This is a genomic window from Salmonella sp. SAL4457, assembly GCF_046548235.1.
GTDB lineage: Bacteria > Pseudomonadota > Gammaproteobacteria > Enterobacterales > Enterobacteriaceae > Salmonella > Salmonella enterica.
In genome coordinates, this window is sequence record NZ_JBGDZO010000007.1 from 87,359 (window position 1) to 106,168 (window position 18,810).

The window sequence follows — 18,810 nt, forward strand, 5'->3', positions numbered from 1 at the left end:
TTATAATCCGCGCCTGACATAACAACAGAACATATTTCAGAGGTAAACATGGCTATTGAACGGACTTTTTCCATCATTAAACCCAACGCGGTGGCAAAAAACGTTATTGGCAGCATCTTTGCGCGCTTTGAAGCTGCAGGGTTCAAAATTGTTGGCACTAAAATGCTGCACCTGACCGTTGAGCAGGCGCGCGGCTTCTATGCTGAGCACGACGGCAAGCCGTTCTTTGACGGTCTGGTGGAGTTCATGACCTCTGGCCCTATCGTGGTATCCGTGCTGGAAAGTGAAAATGCGGTGCAGCGTCACCGCGATCTGCTTGGCGCCACCAATCCGGCGAACGCGTTGGCGGGTACGCTGCGCGCCGACTACGCTGATAGCTTAACTGAAAACGGCACCCACGGTTCGGATTCGCTGGAATCCGCGCAGCGCGAAATCGCCTTTTTCTTCGGTGAAGGCGAAGTGTGCCCGCGCACCCGTTAATCTCCTTCGTCTTTCACGCTGTAAATGCGTTGGCGATAAATTATCGGTTCAAATATTATTTTTGCTAATGCCGCGTGCAGACGTGGCATCCTTACGCCAGAATTTGTACAATGCAGCGCCCCCGGACGAGCAGTAAGCTTACCGGGGCGTTTCTTTTTTCAACCCTCCAGGGGCCATAACGTGTAATAACGAGGCCGGAATAGCATATGTCTGAACAAATTGTCACACCTGAAAGCAGTACCCCGGTAGTTCTTAACAACGAAACAAAAATCAACCTGCTGGATCTCAACCGTCAGCAGATGCGCGAGTTTTTTAAAAACTTAGGTGAAAAGCCTTTCCGCGCCGATCAGGTGATGAAATGGATGTATCACTATTGCTGCGATAATTTTGATGAGATGACCGACATCAACAAAGTGTTGCGCGGCAAATTAAAAGAGGTCGCGGAAATCCGCGCGCCGGAGGTCGTTGAAGAGCAGCGTTCCTCAGACGGCACCATCAAGTGGGCGATTGCTGTCGGCGATCAGCGCGTTGAAACGGTCTATATCCCGGAGGACGACCGCGCTACGCTGTGTGTCTCTTCACAGGTAGGATGCGCGCTGGAGTGCAAGTTTTGTTCAACTGCGCAGCAGGGCTTTAACCGCAACCTGCGCGTATCGGAAATTATCGGTCAGGTCTGGCGTGCGGCGAAAATCGTCGGCGCGGCCAAAGTCACCGGCCAGCGTCCGATCACCAACGTGGTCATGATGGGGATGGGCGAGCCATTGCTTAACCTGACCAATGTCGTACCGGCGATGGAAATTATGCTCGATGACTTTGGTTTCGGCCTGTCCAAACGTCGTGTCACGCTCTCAACGTCAGGCGTGGTGCCTGCGCTGGATAAACTGGGCGATATGATAGATGTCGCGCTGGCTATCTCCTTACATGCGCCGAATGACACTATTCGCGACGAAATCGTCCCGATCAACAAAAAATACAATATCGAAACGTTCCTGGGCGCGGTTCGCCGCTATCTGGAGAAATCCAACGCCAATCAGGGGCGCGTGACGATTGAATACGTGATGCTTGACCACGTCAACGACGGCACTGAACACGCGCATCAACTGGCGGAGCTATTAAAAGAGACGCCTTGCAAGATTAATCTGATTCCGTGGAACCCGTTCCCTGGCGCGCCGTATGGCCGCAGCTCTAACAGCCGTATCGATCGCTTTTCTAAAGTTTTGATGAGTTATGGTTTCACGACCATCGTACGCAAGACGCGTGGCGATGACATTGATGCGGCATGCGGACAGTTGGCTGGCGATGTGATTGACCGTACCAAACGTACCCTGCGTAAGCGTATGCAGGGAGAGGTGATTGACATCAAGGCTATTTGATAGCAGTTGCGCCACGGGGCATTCATTATACCGTGGCGCAATGTCAGTTGAATAATGTCTGGCGTTGTACTTGTCTGGTCAATAATAACGGTGCGTTTTTGTCGACTTTAAGGCAGTATGTAATGGTGCAACAAGAGTTTAGCCTTGTGTCTTAGCGGTTTTGTCATCTGCGGCCTGACAGGCTTATACTGTCTGACTAAGGTTAACTAACCTGATGTTTCGCGGTGTGGGCGGGCATTACGGCTCGTCGGCGCCTGAATCCTAATTTACACGTACCTGTAGCTGTAGCGAATGAATACTGAAGCCACGCACGACCAAAATGAAGCACAAACCACCGGCGTTCGTCTGCGCAATGCCCGTGAACAACTCGGACTCAGCCAGCAGGCTGTCGCTGAGCGACTTTGCCTGAAGGTTTCTACGGTACGCGATATTGAAGAAGATAAGGCGCCGTCCGATCTTGCTTCAACCTTCCTGCGCGGATATATCCGCTCATATGCGCGTCTGGTGCATGTTCCAGAAGAGGAACTGTTGCCGGGGCTGGAAAAGCAGGCCCCGCTGCGCGCCGCCAAAGTCGCCCCGATGCAGAGTTTCTCATTAGGAAAGCGTCGTAAAAAACGCGACGGCTGGTTAATGTCTTTTACCTGGCTGGTACTGTTTGTGGTCGTAGGGCTGACCGGCGCCTGGTGGTGGCAGAACCATAAGGCGCAGCAGGAAGAGATCACGACAATGGCCGATCAAAGCACGGCTGAACTGAACGCAGATAAGGACAGCGGCCAAAGCGTACCGCTGGACACCCGTGACGCGACAAGCCAGGATACGACGCCAGCGCAAACGGCTCCGGCGCCTGCGACGCCGGTTGATTCGACGGCGGCGACGCAAACGCCAGCGCCAACGGCGGCGGCGACGCAAAATACGGTAGTCGCGCCTTCGCAGGCGAATGTCGATACGGCTGCGACATCTGCCGCGCCAGCGGCAACGGAGACGCCGTCCGCGCTGCCGACCAGTCAGGCTGGCGTAGCGGCGCCTGCTGCCGATCCGAACGCGCTGGTGATGAATTTTACCGCTGACTGCTGGCTCGAAGTCACTGACGCCACGGGTAAGAAGCTGTTTAGCGGTATGCAGCGTAAAGATGGTAATTTAAACCTAACCGGTCAGGCGCCTTATAAACTTAAAATTGGCGCGCCGGCCGCGGTGCAGATCCAGTATCAAGGAAAACCTGTCGATCTGAGCCGCTTTATCAGAACTAATCAGGTTGCGCGTCTGACCCTTAATGCCGAACCGACACCGGCGCAGTAACAGACGGGTAACGCGGGAGATTTTTCATGCATAACCAGGCTCCGATTCAACGTAGAAAATCGACACGTATTTACGTTGGGAATGTGCCGATTGGCGATGGCGCCCCCATCGCCGTCCAGTCGATGACTAACACGCGTACCACTGACGTGGAAGCGACGGTTAATCAGATCAAAGCGCTGGAACGTGTTGGCGCAGATATTGTTCGTGTTTCTGTACCGACCATGGACGCCGCCGAAGCGTTCAAGCTTATCAAACAGCAGGTTAACGTCCCGCTGGTTGCCGATATTCACTTCGACTACCGCATTGCGCTGAAAGTAGCGGAATACGGCGTTGACTGCTTGCGTATCAACCCCGGCAATATCGGTAACGAAGAACGCATTCGCATGGTGGTGGACTGCGCGCGCGACAAAAACATCCCTATTCGTATAGGCGTAAATGCCGGATCGCTGGAAAAAGATCTGCAGGAAAAATACGGTGAGCCGACGCCGCAGGCGCTGCTGGAATCAGCCATGCGCCATGTCGATCATCTCGATCGTCTCAACTTTGATCAGTTCAAAGTGAGCGTAAAAGCGTCCGATGTATTCCTTGCCGTTGAGTCTTATCGTTTGTTGGCTAAACAGATCGATCAGCCGCTGCATCTGGGGATCACCGAAGCGGGCGGCGCGCGTAGCGGGGCGGTCAAGTCGGCGATCGGTTTAGGTCTGCTGTTATCGGAAGGTATCGGCGACACGCTGCGCGTATCGTTGGCGGCCGACCCGGTGGAAGAGATCAAAGTCGGTTTCGATATTCTGAAGTCGCTGCGCATTCGCGCGCGCGGCATCAATTTCATCGCCTGCCCGACCTGTTCTCGCCAGGAGTTCGACGTTATCGGCACGGTGAACGCGCTGGAGCAGCGTCTGGAAGATATCATCACCCCGATGGACGTCTCGATCATCGGTTGCGTGGTGAACGGACCGGGCGAAGCGCTGGTATCGACGCTGGGCGTGACGGGCGGCAATAAGAAAAGCGGCCTGTATGAAGACGGCGTGCGCAAGGACAGACTCGATAACGACGATATGATCGCGCAGCTTGAATCCCGTATTCGCGCGAAAGCAAGTCAACTTGATGAAGCGCGTCGGATTGACGTGCTGCAGGTTGAAAAATAAGAACGTGATGGGAAGCGGCGCGCTTCCCGTGTATGATTGAACCCGCATGGCTCCCGGTTCGTTCGGGGAAGCGCTGAGGGTTCATTTTTATATTCAGAAAGAGAATAAACGTGGCAAAAAACATTCAAGCCATTCGCGGCATGAACGATTATCTGCCTGGCGAAACCGCCATCTGGCAGCGCATTGAAGGCACACTCAAAAACGTGCTCGGCAGCTACGGTTACAGTGAAATCCGCTTGCCGATTGTAGAGCAGACCCCGTTATTCAAACGCGCGATCGGTGAAGTTACTGACGTGGTTGAAAAAGAGATGTACACCTTTGAGGATCGTAACGGCGATAGCCTGACATTGCGCCCTGAAGGTACGGCGGGCTGTGTACGCGCCGGCATCGAACATGGTCTCCTGTACAATCAGGAACAGCGTTTGTGGTATATCGGGCCGATGTTCCGTCATGAGCGTCCGCAAAAAGGCCGCTACCGTCAGTTCCACCAGCTAGGTGCCGAAGTCTTTGGCTTACAAGGCCCGGATATCGACGCGGAACTGATTATGCTGACCGCACGCTGGTGGCGCGCGCTGGGCATCTCTGAACACGTTAGCCTGGAGCTGAACTCTATTGGTTCCTTAGAGGCGCGTGCGAACTATCGCGATGCGCTGGTCGCGTTCCTCGAACAGCATCAAGAGACGCTGGACGAAGACTGCAAACGCCGTATGTATACCAATCCGCTGCGCGTGCTGGATTCAAAAAATCCGGACGTGCAGGCGCTGCTCAACGACGCGCCCGCTCTCGGCGACTATCTCGATGACGATTCACGCGAGCACTTTGCCGGCCTGTGTAAATTGCTGGACGCGGCGGGAATTGCCTACACCGTCAACCAGCGTCTGGTACGCGGTCTGGATTACTACAACCGCACCGTATTTGAATGGGTAACAAACAGTCTGGGGTCACAAGGCACCGTCTGTGCGGGTGGTCGTTATGACGGTCTGGTGGAACAACTGGGCGGTCGCGCTACCCCGGCAGTGGGCTTTGCGATGGGCCTGGAACGACTTGTTTTGTTAGTTCAGGCAGTTAATCCGGAATTTATTGCCTCTCCTGTTGTCGATATATACCTGGTAGCTGCCGGCGCACAAACGCAGTCTGCGGCAATGACGCTGGCGGAGCGGCTGCGCGATGAAATGCCAGGCGTGAAGCTAATGACAAACCACGGCGGCGGCAACTTTAAGAAACAGTTTGCCCGCGCCGATAAGTGGGGCGCCCGTATTGCACTGGTTCTTGGCGAATCTGAAGTCGCCGATGGGACTGTTGTAGTGAAGGATTTGCGCTCCGGTGAGCAAACGGCAGTGGCGCAGGACAGCGTTGCCGCGCATTTGCGCACTTTATTGGGCTAAGGAGAAGGACAGCGTGGAAATTTACGAGAACGAACACGACCAGGTGGATGCGATTAAACGCTTCTTTGCCGAAAACGGCAAAGCGCTGGCTGTCGGAGTGATTTTAGGGGTTGGCGCGCTGGTTGGCTGGCGTTACTGGAGCAGCCATCAGACGGAGTCCGCGCGTGCTGCTTCTCTGGCGTATCAAAATGCGGTGACGGCGGTAAGCGCCGATAAGCCGGATAGCATTCCCGCCGCTGAAAAATTCGCGGCTGAGAATAAAAATACCTATGGTGCGCTGGCGTCTATGGAACTGGCGCAGCAGTTTGTGGATAAGAATGAACTTAAAAAAGCCGAAGCCCAGTTGCAGCAGGGGTTGGCGGCCACCAGCGATGAAAATCTCAAAGCGGTGATTAATCTGCGTCTCGCTCGCGTTCAGTTACAGCTTAAGCAAGCTGACGCCGCGCTGAAAACTCTGGATGCCGTTAAAGGCGAAGGATGGACAGCCATTGTCGCTGATTTGCGCGGCGAAGCGTTGCTGAGTAAGGGTGATAAAAAAGGCGCGCGCAGCGCATGGGAAGCGGGCGTCAATAGCGATGCTTCTCCGGCGTTGAGCGAAATGATGCAGATGAAAATCAATAATTTGTCCATCTGAGAGGGACCCGATGCAATTGCGTAAATTACTTCTGCCAGGGTTGCTTTCCGTTACCCTGCTCAGCGGCTGTTCACTGTTTAGCGGCGAAGAAGATGTCGTCAAGATGTCTCCATTACCGCAGGTTGAAAACCAGTTTACCCCGACCACTGTCTGGAGCACCTCTGTCGGTAACGGAATTGGCGAATTTTATTCTAACCTTCATCCGGTAATGGTAGATAACGTGGTCTATGCAGCCGATCGCGCGGGCGTGGTAAAAGCGCTCAATGCGGATGATGGCAAAGAGATCTGGTCTGTGAATCTGGGCGAGAAAGACGGCTGGTTCTCTCGTTCGTCCGCGTTGTTGTCCGGCGGCGTCACTGTCGCGGGCGGTCACGTCTATATCGGCAGTGAAAAGGCCGAGGTTTATGCGCTGAATACCAGCGACGGTACCACAGCATGGCAGACGAAGGTCGCAGGCGAAGCGTTGTCTCGTCCGGTTGTCAGTGATGGAATCGTTCTTATCCATACCAGCAACGGTCAGTTGCAGGCGCTAAATCAGGCGGATGGCGCAATTAAATGGACGGTGAACCTGGATATGCCTTCGCTGTCGCTGCGCGGCGAATCTGCGCCGGCAACCGCGTTCGGCGCGGCTATCGTTGGTGGTGATAATGGCCGCGTCAGCGCCGTGCTGATGCAACAAGGGCAGATGATTTGGCAGCAGCGTATCTCCCAGGCCACTGGCCCAACGGAAATTGACCGTCTGAGCGACGTCGATACCACGCCGGTTGTGGTAAACGGCGTCGTTTACGCGTTGGCGTATAATGGTAACTTAACGGCGCTGGATCTGCGCAGTGGTCAGATTATGTGGAAACGCGAGCTGGGTTCGGTCAATGACTTTATCGTCGACGGAGACCGTATCTACCTGGTCGATCAGAACGATCGCGTGCTGGCGCTGACCACTGACGGCGGCGTAACGCTGTGGACGCAAAGCGATTTGCTGCACCGTTTGCTGACCTCCCCGGTGCTGTATAATGGTGATTTAGTCGTCGGCGATAGCGAAGGTTATCTGCACTGGGTTAATGTTGATGACGGGCGTTTTGTAGCCCAACAAAAAGTAGACAGTTCCGGTTTTCTGACCGAACCGACGGTGGCGGATGGTAAACTGCTCATCCAGGCCAAAGACGGTACGGTCTACGCGATTACGCGTTAATCGTCACGGTTGTGTGTTTTAAAAAACGGCTCCTGGTGTAGGGGCCGTTTTCCTGTTTTTAACAATGGCGCAAAATGCGCGCGTTGTCTGATGATTTTTTTAATGAGGCTTTAAACATGGTACCTGTGGTCGCGCTTGTCGGGCGCCCTAACGTCGGAAAATCCACGCTATTTAACCGTCTGACCCGCACCCGAGATGCGCTGGTTGCGGATTTCCCGGGTCTGACTCGTGACCGTAAGTACGGTCGTGCGGAGGTTGAAGGCCGCGAGTTTATCTGTATCGACACTGGCGGTATTGACGGCACCGAAGACGGCGTCGAAACGCGGATGGCGGAACAGTCGCTGCTGGCGATTGAAGAAGCGGATGTAGTGTTATTCATGGTAGATGCGCGCGCTGGCCTGATGCCGGCGGATGAAGCGATTGCCAAACATCTGCGTTCCCGTGAAAAACCGACCTTCCTGGTGGCGAATAAAACGGATGGTCTCGATCCCGATCAGGCGGTTGTCGATTTTTACTCGCTGGGATTAGGCGAAATTTACCCTATCGCCGCCTCACATGGTCGCGGCGTATTGAGCCTGCTGGAACATGTGCTTCTGCCGTGGATGGATGATGTCGCGCCGCAGGAAGAGGTGGATGAAGACGCGGAATACTGGGCGCAGTTCGAGGCGGAACAAAATGGTGAAGAAGCGCCGGAAGATGATTTTGACCCGCAAAGCCTGCCGATAAAGCTGGCGATTGTCGGTCGCCCGAACGTAGGTAAGTCCACACTCACTAACCGTATTCTCGGTGAAGAGCGCGTGGTGGTATACGACATGCCGGGCACCACTCGCGACAGCATTTATATCCCGATGGAACGCGACGAACGGGAATATGTGCTGATTGACACGGCGGGGGTGCGTAAGCGCGGAAAAATCACCGATGCGGTAGAAAAGTTCTCGGTGATTAAAACATTGCAGGCGATTGAAGACGCTAACGTCGTACTGTTGGTTATCGATGCGCGCGAGGGGATCTCCGACCAGGATTTGTCTCTGCTGGGCTTTATCCTCAATAGTGGGCGCTCACTCGTTATCGTAGTCAACAAATGGGATGGCCTGAGCCAGGAAGTCAAAGAGCAGGTGAAAGAGACGCTGGATTTCCGTCTGGGCTTTATTGATTTTGCCCGCGTTCATTTTATCTCTGCGCTACACGGCAGCGGTGTCGGCAACCTGTTTGAGTCCGTACGCGAGGCTTACGACAGTTCCACTCGCCGGGTGAGCACTGCGATGCTGACCCGTATCATGACGATGGCGGTGGAAGATCATCAGCCGCCGCTGGTGCGCGGTCGCCGTGTGAAACTGAAATATGCCCACGCTGGCGGCTATAACCCGCCGATTGTGGTGATTCACGGCAACCAGGTAAAAGATCTGCCAGACTCCTATAAGCGCTATCTGATGAACTACTTCCGCAAGTCGTTGGAAGTGATGGGGACGCCGATTCGCATTCAGTTTAAAGAAGGGGAGAACCCGTATGCGAACAAGCGTAACACACTGACGCCAACGCAAATGCGCAAACGTAAGCGTCTGATGAAACATATCAAGAAAAGCAAGTGATGCTTTTTCAGTAATATTCCAGGCCTGACAAGCGCTGCGCTATCAGGCCTTTCAAGTAAAAGTAAGTCACGCGCCTGAGGAGAATGTTATGGAAATAACCTGCCCCGTTTGCCATCACGCGCTGGAGCGCAATGGCGATACAGCGCATTGCGAGACATGCGCTAAAGATTTCTCGTTACAGGCAATGTGTCCTGACTGCCGCCAGCCGTTACAGGTTTTGAAAGCCTGCGGCGCAGTGGACTATTTTTGCCAGAACGGTCATGGTTTAATTTCAAAAAAACGGGTTAACTTCGTCATTTCCGATCAATAAAACCGCTGTCGACGTTGCGCCGCAGAGCAGAGGCGCCGACGTCTTATCCGGCTAAGGGCAAAAGCGTTATTCGATACTCCCGTAATATCAGCATAGTATCCTGCCCGGCGGTTATTTTATTCTTTTTATTGATTCAACTATTTATAGGGAATATTATTCCCGAAAATTAATATTAGAAATAAATAACAGCTTTCTTTTTATTTATTATATCAATATTATAAATCTGTTTCATATTAAAATTTTCTTTTTAGGAATATATTTAGGCCTGTTAGTTATGATTCCATCTGAATCATCCATATAATATCTTTTCATAGAGGCGTGTTTATTTAACGACAGGGATATCATATGGTGCGAAGGATTCGCATTCTGGTTTTGCTATTAGTGTCTGGAGTCTCAGTTGCGGCTTCTGGCGCAGATAACTCTGCATCTGCAAATGATGAAAGCCACTCCTCCCTGCCTGATTTAGCCAGCGAATCCGCGAAAAAAGAAGAACAGGAAAATAAAGGAAAGTCCTTTAAAGAACAGGGCGCTGACTACTTTATTAATTCCGCCACCCAGGGCTTTGATAATCTCACCCCGGAAGCGCTGGAATCCCAGGCGCGTAGCTATTTGCAAAACCAAATCACTTCCTCAGCACAGTCATATCTTGAAGGCGTAATGTCACCTTATGGCAAGATCCGTACCAGCCTGTCCGTGGGCGAAGGCGGCGATCTGGACGGCAGTTCGCTGGATTATTTTATTCCCTGGTATGACAACCAGAGCACGCTTTTCTTTAGCCAGATTTCGGCTCAGCGTAAGGAAGACCGCACCATTGGTAACTTTGGGCTTGGCGTTCGCCAGAACGTCGGCAACTGGCTGCTTGGTGGCAACGCATTCTATGACTACGATTTTACGCGCGGTCACCGTCGATTAGGTCTGGGAACCGAAGCCTGGACGGATTACCTGAAATTCTCCGGCAACTATTACCATCCTCTTTCTGACTGGAAAGACTCCGAAGATTTCGACTTTTATGAAGAACGACCCGCGCGCGGCTGGGATATCCGCATGGAAAGCTGGCTGCCGTTTTATCCGCAGCTTGGCGCTAAATTAGTTTACGAACAGTACTACGGCGATGAAGTAGCGCTGTTTGGCACCGATAATCTGCAAAAAGATCCTCATGCCGTCACTTTGGGGCTGGAATATACGCCGGTACCGCTGGTCACGGTTGGTACGGATTACAAAGCCGGTACTGGCGATAGTAACGACTTTAGCGTTAACGCGACCGTGAACTACCAGATAGGCACGCCGCTGGCGGCGCAGCTCGATCCGGAAAACGTTAAAATTCAGCACTCCTTAATGGGCAGCCGCACCGATTTTGTCGATCGTAACAATTTCATCATTCTCGAATATCGCGAGAAAGATCCGCTGGACGTCACGTTGTGGCTGAAGGCTGACGCCACCAACGAACACCCGGAATGCGTGATTGAAGATACGCCTGAGGCCGCGGTGGGGCTGGAGAAATGTAAGTGGACGGTCAACGCGCTGATTAACCACCATTACAAAATTATTTCTGCCTCCTGGCAGGCGAAAAACAACGCCGCCCGTACGCTGGTGATGCCGGTGGTAAAAGCTAATGCGTTAACCGAAGGCAACAATAACAGCTGGAATCTGGTGCTTCCTGCCTGGGTTAATGCCGATACCGAAGAGCAGCGCACCGCCCTGAACACCTGGAAAGTACGCATGACGCTGGAAGATGAAAAGGGCAATAAGCAGAACTCCGGCGTGGTGGAAATCACCGTCCAGCAGGATCGCAAAATTGAGCTGATCGTCAACAACATTGCCGATACCGATCGCAGCGATCACAGCCATGAAGCCAGCGCGCTGGCCGATGGCGAAGACGGCGTGGTGATGGATCTGCTGATCACCGATTCCTTTGGCGACTCCACGGATCGCAATGGTAACGAACTGGTGGACGATGCCATGACGCCCGTGTTGTACGACAGCAATGATAAAAAAGTCACCCTGGCCCAGACGCCCTGCACCACGGAAACCCCCTGCGTGTTTATTGCCAGTCGTGACAAAGAAGCGGGGACGGTGACGCTTTCCAGCACCCTGCCGGGGACTTTCCGCTGGAAGGCGAAAGCAGACGCCTATGGCGACAGTAACTACGTTGATGTCACTTTTATCGGCGACAACCTGAGCGCGCTGAATGCGGTGATTTATCAGGTCAAAGCCGCCAACCCTGTCAACCTTATCGGCAAAGAAGATAAGCACCCTACGGTCAATAATGCTTACCGTTTCCTGCTGTGGCGCGACAAAAATAAAGACGGCGTATTCCAGATGTCCGAGCAGCTCACGGAAGAAGAGATGGCGCTGTACGACTACCAGTGGGAGTTTACCGGGCAGAGTACAAACGGACATACCGGCGCGCTGGCCAACACCATGAATGAAGATCTTGTCCTGCCAGTAACCAATAAAGAGGCGGCGCAGAAGTTTGCCGCCAATGTGGAAGATGGCGTTCAGGGTTACGGCATACGCGTTACGTATAGTCAGAAATAGCGTCAGCGTTGTGGCTGACCAGCCAGCCGCTGAATTTTGAGAAAAAGGAGAGTCTGAATGCAAGCAACAGTAAAACGGCGGCTGACGAAGGTCGCTTTAGCATTAGTAGTTGCCGGGTATTGCGCCGCGCCAGCGGTGGCGGCAAACGGTAATCTGAAATCGGGGCAGTGGCAGATTGTCTCTGAACAGACGGGCACCATTCAGGGTACGGTGCCGTGGATTACCCGTGCGGCGGATAAAACTGCGGATACCGACAAAGATCACGTAACGGTAACTATCGATCGCGGCGATCGTAAAATTGTGACCGAAGGCGATAAGCAGTTCCACGTTGGCGATAAGGTCACGGTGAACTGGGCGATTGGCGATACGGAAGGCGACCTGGACACCGACAACACGGCAACTAAAGCCACCGTGAAATGGGTGAGCTTTAGCGATCAGAATGGCAGCGACCCCAAAGATCTTGGTACTGGTGACAGTTATGAAATCCAGGCCGCTGATGCGGATCGTTATATCGGTATCAAAATCACGCCAACCACTACCACCGGTGACCCTGCCGTGGCAACCGAACTGCTGTTGAAAGACCTGTCGACCGATGCGGGCGGTGGTTCGGATGATGACGAAATTCCGGAAGGTCCGGTGGTGGATGAAAACGTCCATGTGGTTATTCATGAGAAAGATTCGAATACCAACCTGTTGAAGAATTCAGGGACGACACTCAAAACGAATACCACCTATCAGGTATTGCTGTGGAGCGATAAGAACGGCAACGGTACCTATGATGCCGGTGAAAACGTTACCGACCAGTATGACTACCGCTGGAAATTCGTCGGCACCAGTAAAATTGCAGGTACCGGTACCGGCGGTATCGTCAACGAAAGCTGGAACGATAAAGACCTTGTCATCCCTGTCACCAACGCCGAAGCGAAAATGGCGTTCGAGGGAGCAGACGGCGGCGTTACCGTGGGTAGCGACGGTGTCCAGGGCTTTGGTCTGTCCATCGACTACAAACGCAAATAAGTTGTCCTCAACATACCACTCCCCGCGGGGAGTAGTATTTTCCGCGCACTTTGCTTAGCCGCGCGCTAAGCAAAGTGGGTTGAATTACGACAGAGAATGAAAACGGGTGGCTATCGCTCATGGACAGGAATCGGCAAGTGAATAAAGTTGTACATTTCTTACTGACATTACTGATCATGTTTGCAGTGTCGATCGCACCTGCGCAGGCGCTATTGAAGGGCGGAACCTGGCAAGAGCTGAACTCAGTCACCGGTGCGGTTAACGGCACCGCGCCGCTGGCCGACGGCGCTATTATCCCCCTTTACCAGGGAAGTACGCTGCTTGACTCGAGCAAAACCCACGATATTGAATTCAGCGCCATGCCGCGCGATTTTAGCGCGGATGCTACCTCAACCTCGATGCGGGCGGTCAATTCCACCGATACCGAAGGCGATCTCTTTAGCGATCCGCCCACCATCGCCTGGGAAAACCGCCAGCCGCCCGCCATGGGTCTGGTATGGGCCGATGCCGCCACGCCCGATACGCCGCTCTCGCCGCAGCCGGTTCCGAACCTGACCTTTTGCGCCCAAAACCTCGCCGGGCGACAGCTGGTGGCCTGGGCGCAGGTGGAAGATGAAACCAACGTTCCCGCGCTGTGGCTCTTTACGCGTACCGGGGTGCCGAATTATGCGACCATTCCGCTGTTAAGCCCGAAAGTGGCGCTGAATATCAAACCAGCGGTGAGCGACCCTGTTTCTGTGAGCGGCGATCATGTCGATGCCAGTTTTGAAGCATCGAAAGTTAAGGTCGGAGAAAGTATTACTCTTACTGTCACCACCAAAGCGTGTGATGGCGAACCTGCGATCAATGCGCCGTTTGTGATCCGTCGCGAGGATGCAATAAATCGCCAGGGTGTGGTCAATAACGCTAACCCGGTGCGCGTTGGCAATACCGAGTTAACGACTGCGCAAACAGAATATCATGGTGTAACGGACGGGCAGGGCAACGCCACGGTGGTGGTAACGCAAGAGAACGGTCCGGGGGTAAAAACGCGACTTATCGTCTCTTCGCAAAACTATCCCACGCTGACCGACAATGTCGACGTCATTTTCACCACCATCACCAGTCCAGACAGCGATAAGGCCAGTATGTACGGCCACATGATAGAGAGCGCTACCGCGACGCTGAACGGTATAACCTACACCTTCACCCGCCCGAAGCTGGCGGCGGAAGCGAGCGGCGCTGACAAAAGCGTCGTCGATACCAACGAAACCTGGGCGCTGTTCGACTGGAACGGCGCCGATAACCATTGCAATATTCTGCCGGACGCCGAACAACTGGTGCAGATGCGACATGAGCACAGCACGCTGGCAACGTACACCGGCTGGCCGGCGACGGACGATGCCGAATACTGGTCGTCGACCAAAGATCAGATGAGCGGCTACCACGCTGCCGTACATATGAACAGCGCATCGGTCGTCAGGGCCGCCGACAGCGACACGCTGCTGGTCAGTTGTGTGGATAAAGCCCAGCCTGCGGCGCACCCGCAGATTACTCTCTCCCCACAAGGACCGTATAAAGCGCAGGTGGGGGAGTCGATTGATCTGACGATGACCGTAGTTGACCGGGACACGCAAAAACCGCTGCCTTACCGCTACATGGAGCTGTTTATCGACCCGGCGAAAAACCGCAAAGGGGAACATCAGGACGCATGGGATAACCTGCGGGTCACCGTTGATTCCGAAGGTATGAGCGCCTCGTCGCCGGAGCACTATACCGGCGTGACTGACGTCAACGGCCAGGCGCACCTGACGTTAAAACATAACAGCGGCCTGGGCGTCGAAACGCCCATCCGCATCGTGATGCCGGACGACGAAGGCGGCAACGTCGAGCTGTCCTTTAGCGTAATTTTCACCGTGGTCACCAGCCCGGACGTGGACGGCGCCAACATGTGGGGCCATATGCGCGGCGTGGTGGACGCGGGCAACCTGTACAAACGTCCGCTGCTGGCGGTGGAGGCCAGCCATAAAGACGGCCAATTCAGCGAAAATAACGAAGAGTGGGCGACGTTTAACTCCGTGGCGTCGGCCACCGCGCAGTGCGGTGTCGGCCAGGTGCCGGATCAGTCGTCGCTGGCGCATTTGTACAGCGAACATGCGGGCGGACAGATGGAAAGCGAGCACGGCTGGCCGACTGAAGATTATTTCATCGCCGCCGACAGCGACGCCTCCGGGACGGTACACGTCAACCTCGAAAACGGCGATAGCGGCAAATTTACCGATACGCCCAACTACCTGACCTGCTCGGCCAATGAAATGGTGGCGGTGCTGGACGTCTACTTCAACGACGACCCGGTGATCAAAAACGCCGACGCCAAAGTGGGTGAACAGGTTAAGATGAACATCCATTCGCGCAACGCCCTTAACGGCATAGCGATCGGCAATACCGACTTCACCATCACCATGGCGAACGGCAGGCGGCGTGACGGGCTGACGACCGGCTTTACCGATACCAGCAACGGCGAGATGCAGTTTGACGACGTGGGCTACGTTGCCGGGCAGGTTTATCACGGGATCACCGACGCTAACGGCGATGCGACCATTATCCTCACCCAGAAAAAGGGCGTGGGGCTGCTGACGCCGTTAAATATTGCGCCCGTCGATTCATTAATCAGCACGCCGGTTTCCCGCAGCGTGAAGTTTACCGTCGCCACCAGCCCGGATACGCCAGCGGCCAAAATGTGGGGCCATATGGCCGACACGATTACCGTGGGCGACTGGACTTTTGAGCGGCCCAAACTGGCGGGTGAAGTGAGCAACCCGCTGCGTACCCAGGACGAGAGCAATGAGACCTGGGCGCGCGTGGCCCATAGCGACGCGGTGGGCAACCCGGATGCGGGCGGCTGCGCGGCGAACCGCCTGCCGCGCATCGACCAGCTTGAGGCGCTGTATAACGCCAACAGCGGCGGCAAGATTCACAGCATTCAGGGCTGGCCGACCTATCTTAACTACTGGTCGTCCACCTACCAGAGCGCCACCACCTAGAAACTGATCGCGCTGACGAACGGCAGTGAATTTGCCAACAGCAACGTCTCGATTTACGCCAGCTGCCTGGCCAGCGATAACCCGGTGGCGGCGTCCATCACCATTGAACCGGTCAATCCGTCGCAGTGGTACGACGGCAGCGACGTCCACGCGGTCAAAGTGAAAAAGGGCGAGACGATGCAGCTCAAGGTGACGGTGAAGGACGCCAGCGGCAACCCGATCCCGGAAGCGCCGTTTGTGCTCACCCGCGGCGACGGTTACGATCGCCGGGGCGAAAAGTATACCGCTCAGGACGGTGACGATCTGCAAGGCATCGTGACGCCCGTGGTGATCGACGGCGAATCGCTGGCATGGACCACCACCAAAATGGGGTCGCAGACCGGCACTGACGGCACCCGTATCATCAGCGTCACCCGCCCGGACACCCACGGCACCCGCACCGCGATTAACGCGACGCTGTATGAAAATGCCGCCGTGAGTGCCAGCATCGACACTATCTTTACCGTCGTCACCAGCCCGGATGTCAGCGTTGCCCGCATGTGGGGGCATATGGCGCCATCGCTGACGGCGGCGGATGGCGCGGTGTACCAGCGCCCGCTGCTGTACGCTGAGCTGTCCAGTACGGACAATACTGCGTCTAAGCAAGAAACCAACGAAACCTGGGCGGTTTTTCATGGGCCAGCCAGTGAAGGGGCCAATCCGGCCCGTTGCGCGGCGGGCTATTACCCTGCCGTTGAGGCGCTGGATTCGCTCTACAGCAAATACCCGAGCCGAACGATAAATACCGCCCAGGGCTGGCCGGTCTACTATTCTTACTGGAGCGGATCGAACTCGACGTCATTTTCCAGCGGAGCAAAACTTGACTTCTATTACGCAGTCGATCTGGCTGATGGTTCGCGTCGGTCAGAAAACAGCGCGACCAGCACTGCCTGGCAGTATCAAATTTGCGCCACGACGCCGCTGCCGCAGGCCACGCAGATTACCCTCACCTCCCCGCAGGCGATGGATGACGCTATTCAGGCGGTAAAGGCGAAAAACAGCGAGTCGATCCCGCTACTCATCACCACTACCGATGCGATGGGCAACCCGGTGCCTTATGCGACTTTTTCGCTTAAACGCGACGCCGGGAAGGCGCGCAACCCTGACTATAATAAATTTGTAGCCACTAACGGCACCAACATGACGGTGACGCCGCTCACCGGTGCGCAGCAACAGTTTTACTATGCCACATCGGTTCTGACCGGCGCCACCGGCGCGGATGGTACGCTGGCCCTGACGCTTGCCGAACCCGGCGGCATAGGGTTGAAAAACCAGCTGACCGCGAATCTGAACGATACGCCGACGGCGACCTCATCGCTGCCGGTGGTGTTCACCGTCCTCACCAGCCCGGACAGCGACAAGGCCAACATGTACGGCCATATGCCGGAGACCTTCACCGCCAGCAACGGTGCGGAGTTTAAGCGCCCGCTGGTGGCAGGCGAGCCCTCATCGGAGGCGCACACGGATACCTATTTCGAAACCAATGAAAACTGGATCATGGTGAATAGTTTTAATACCGGCAATTACGGCGGGTGTCCGATGAACCAGATGGCTGCGATAGATGATTTCACTGCGCTGTACAACGATCACCCAAGCGGCAAGGTGGCGACCGATATTGGATTGCCCGTCGGGAAGCGGTGGTGGGCGGGGGATAGCCTGCTGAAAGGCTCAACCCTTTACTGGCAGTATAAAGATCTCAAGACGGGGAAAAACTACAGCATGTCGGAAAACCCGGGTAACTACTACTTACAACTCTGCCTGACAACATCGCGCAGCGGGCTGAATATCGCGCTCTCTTCCGACGCATGGAACGCCGATAAATCAGCGGCCATGGCGAAAAAAGGCGAAACGATACCGATGACGGTAACGGTGACTAACGACGCCGGGCAGCCGCAGGCCGGGGTGGCCGTACTGTTGACGCGTGAATACTCTTATTCGCGCGGTGAGGTGGATAAGCAATACATTGAACTAGGCGTGATTGGCGAGCCGGTTCCGTTTACAACTTCGCCTGCGAATATGATGCTGACGCCGGTTGCACCTGCGGGTACGGCAGTGGCGTTTAATAACCAGAATGGCCTCAGCACAAAATGGTCTGGCTTCACCGGCGATGACGGTAAGTTGCGGTTTACGTTAACTCAGGATAAATCGCTGGGGTTAAAAACGTCTGTCACGGCGGCGCTTGCGAATCAATTTGATGAGGCGGCGAGCGTGGATGCAATCTTTACGGTACAAACCAGCCCGGACACGCCGTATGCGTCCTACTGGGGTCATATGCCGGATACCGTGCAGGTGAACGGCGTTACGCTGCGCCGCCCGTACCTGAAAGCCGAGCTCTCTGCCGCGCCCCGGGATACCTGGCCGTTTAATAATGAATTCTGGGGGACGAACTATTATTATCAGTCCGAACACGTGGAAACGTCGTTGACGCATCTTTGCGGATCGCAGGAAAATATAGCCTCGCTGGACGATCTGAAAGCGTTGCAGAGCGTTATCGGCACGTTGCAATGGCCGACGACATCATCCTGGGACTATGTGTCGCAAGATGAAGGTCAAAGCAATAAGTACTACTGTTCATTTAACGAAACGACCGGCCAGACAACCTGTACTCGTGAAAAAGCGACGACCTCGGGCTTAGGCTCGTGCCGGGTGCCGTAGTGAATGGGGAATGGGGCCGGGAGCGGGTTTGAATGTTGGGTGACGCTTTGCGGCGCCCAACCTGAGTATCCCTTGTAGCTGGCGCTGTTCCGGTAGCGATGTATTTTTACGTTTTTGTATTCATGGAATGAACTGCA

The 18,810-nt window shown here is 54.7% G+C and carries 11 protein-coding genes and 1 pseudogene; all 12 read left to right on the forward strand.

The annotated features are described in order from the left end of the window. Positions 1-48 precede the first annotated feature (48 nt). On the forward strand, positions 49-480 hold the full coding sequence (ndk, locus tag ACLJNW_RS19615; protein WP_000963846.1) for a nucleoside-diphosphate kinase: 432 nt from the start codon (positions 49-51) through the stop codon (positions 478-480). A gap of 206 nt (positions 481-686) precedes the next feature. Beyond that, the gene (locus ACLJNW_RS19620) at positions 687-1,853 is read left to right on the forward strand and encodes a bifunctional tRNA (adenosine(37)-C2)-methyltransferase TrmG/ribosomal RNA large subunit methyltransferase RlmN (RefSeq protein WP_000003206.1); all 1,167 of its coding nucleotides are present in this window, start codon (positions 687-689) and stop codon (positions 1,851-1,853) included. Between the two features lie 291 nt (positions 1,854-2,144). Beyond that, the gene (gene rodZ, locus ACLJNW_RS19625; protein WP_001090898.1) at positions 2,145-3,149 is read left to right on the forward strand and encodes a cytoskeleton protein RodZ; all 1,005 of its coding nucleotides are present in this window, start codon (positions 2,145-2,147) and stop codon (positions 3,147-3,149) included. A 26-nt stretch (positions 3,150-3,175) separates the two neighbouring features. Then, positions 3,176-4,294 carry a flavodoxin-dependent (E)-4-hydroxy-3-methylbut-2-enyl-diphosphate synthase gene (gene ispG, locus ACLJNW_RS19630; protein ID WP_000551804.1) on the forward strand — a complete coding sequence of 373 codons (1,119 nt, stop codon included), beginning with the start codon at positions 3,176-3,178 and terminating at the stop codon, positions 4,292-4,294. 110 nt (positions 4,295-4,404) lie between these two features. Next, positions 4,405-5,679, forward strand: coding sequence for a histidine--tRNA ligase (gene hisS, locus ACLJNW_RS19635; RefSeq protein ID WP_001107146.1), 1,275 nt, complete (start codon positions 4,405-4,407; stop codon positions 5,677-5,679). A gap of 13 nt (positions 5,680-5,692) precedes the next feature. After that, positions 5,693-6,313: a YfgM family protein gene (locus ACLJNW_RS19640; RefSeq protein WP_000409190.1), complete on the forward strand. Its 621-nt coding sequence runs from the start codon at positions 5,693-5,695 to the stop codon at positions 6,311-6,313. 10 nt (positions 6,314-6,323) lie between these two features. Continuing rightward, complete coding sequence (bamB, locus tag ACLJNW_RS19645; protein ID WP_023204199.1) at positions 6,324-7,502, forward strand: outer membrane protein assembly factor BamB; 1,179 nt, start codon at positions 6,324-6,326, stop codon at positions 7,500-7,502. A gap of 116 nt (positions 7,503-7,618) precedes the next feature. Then, entirely contained in the window at positions 7,619-9,091 is a 1,473-nt protein-coding gene (gene der / locus ACLJNW_RS19650; RefSeq protein WP_000249411.1) for a ribosome biogenesis GTPase Der, read from the forward strand. Between the two features lie 88 nt (positions 9,092-9,179). Further along, entirely contained in the window at positions 9,180-9,401 is a 222-nt protein-coding gene (locus ACLJNW_RS19655) for a zinc ribbon domain-containing protein (protein WP_000406469.1), read from the forward strand. A 345-nt stretch (positions 9,402-9,746) separates the two neighbouring features. Further along, the gene (sinH, locus tag ACLJNW_RS19660; RefSeq protein WP_023204198.1) at positions 9,747-11,939 is read left to right on the forward strand and encodes an intimin-like inverse autotransporter SinH; all 2,193 of its coding nucleotides are present in this window, start codon (positions 9,747-9,749) and stop codon (positions 11,937-11,939) included. Between the two features lie 57 nt (positions 11,940-11,996). Continuing rightward, positions 11,997-12,956 carry a SinI family autotransporter-associated protein gene (locus ACLJNW_RS19665; RefSeq protein WP_001149065.1) on the forward strand — a complete coding sequence of 320 codons (960 nt, stop codon included), beginning with the start codon at positions 11,997-11,999 and terminating at the stop codon, positions 12,954-12,956. A gap of 119 nt (positions 12,957-13,075) precedes the next feature. Next, positions 13,076-18,673: pseudogene (gene ratA / locus ACLJNW_RS19670) on the forward strand (DUF823/DUF824 repeat adhesin RatA). Positions 18,674-18,810: the final 137 nt, after the last annotated feature.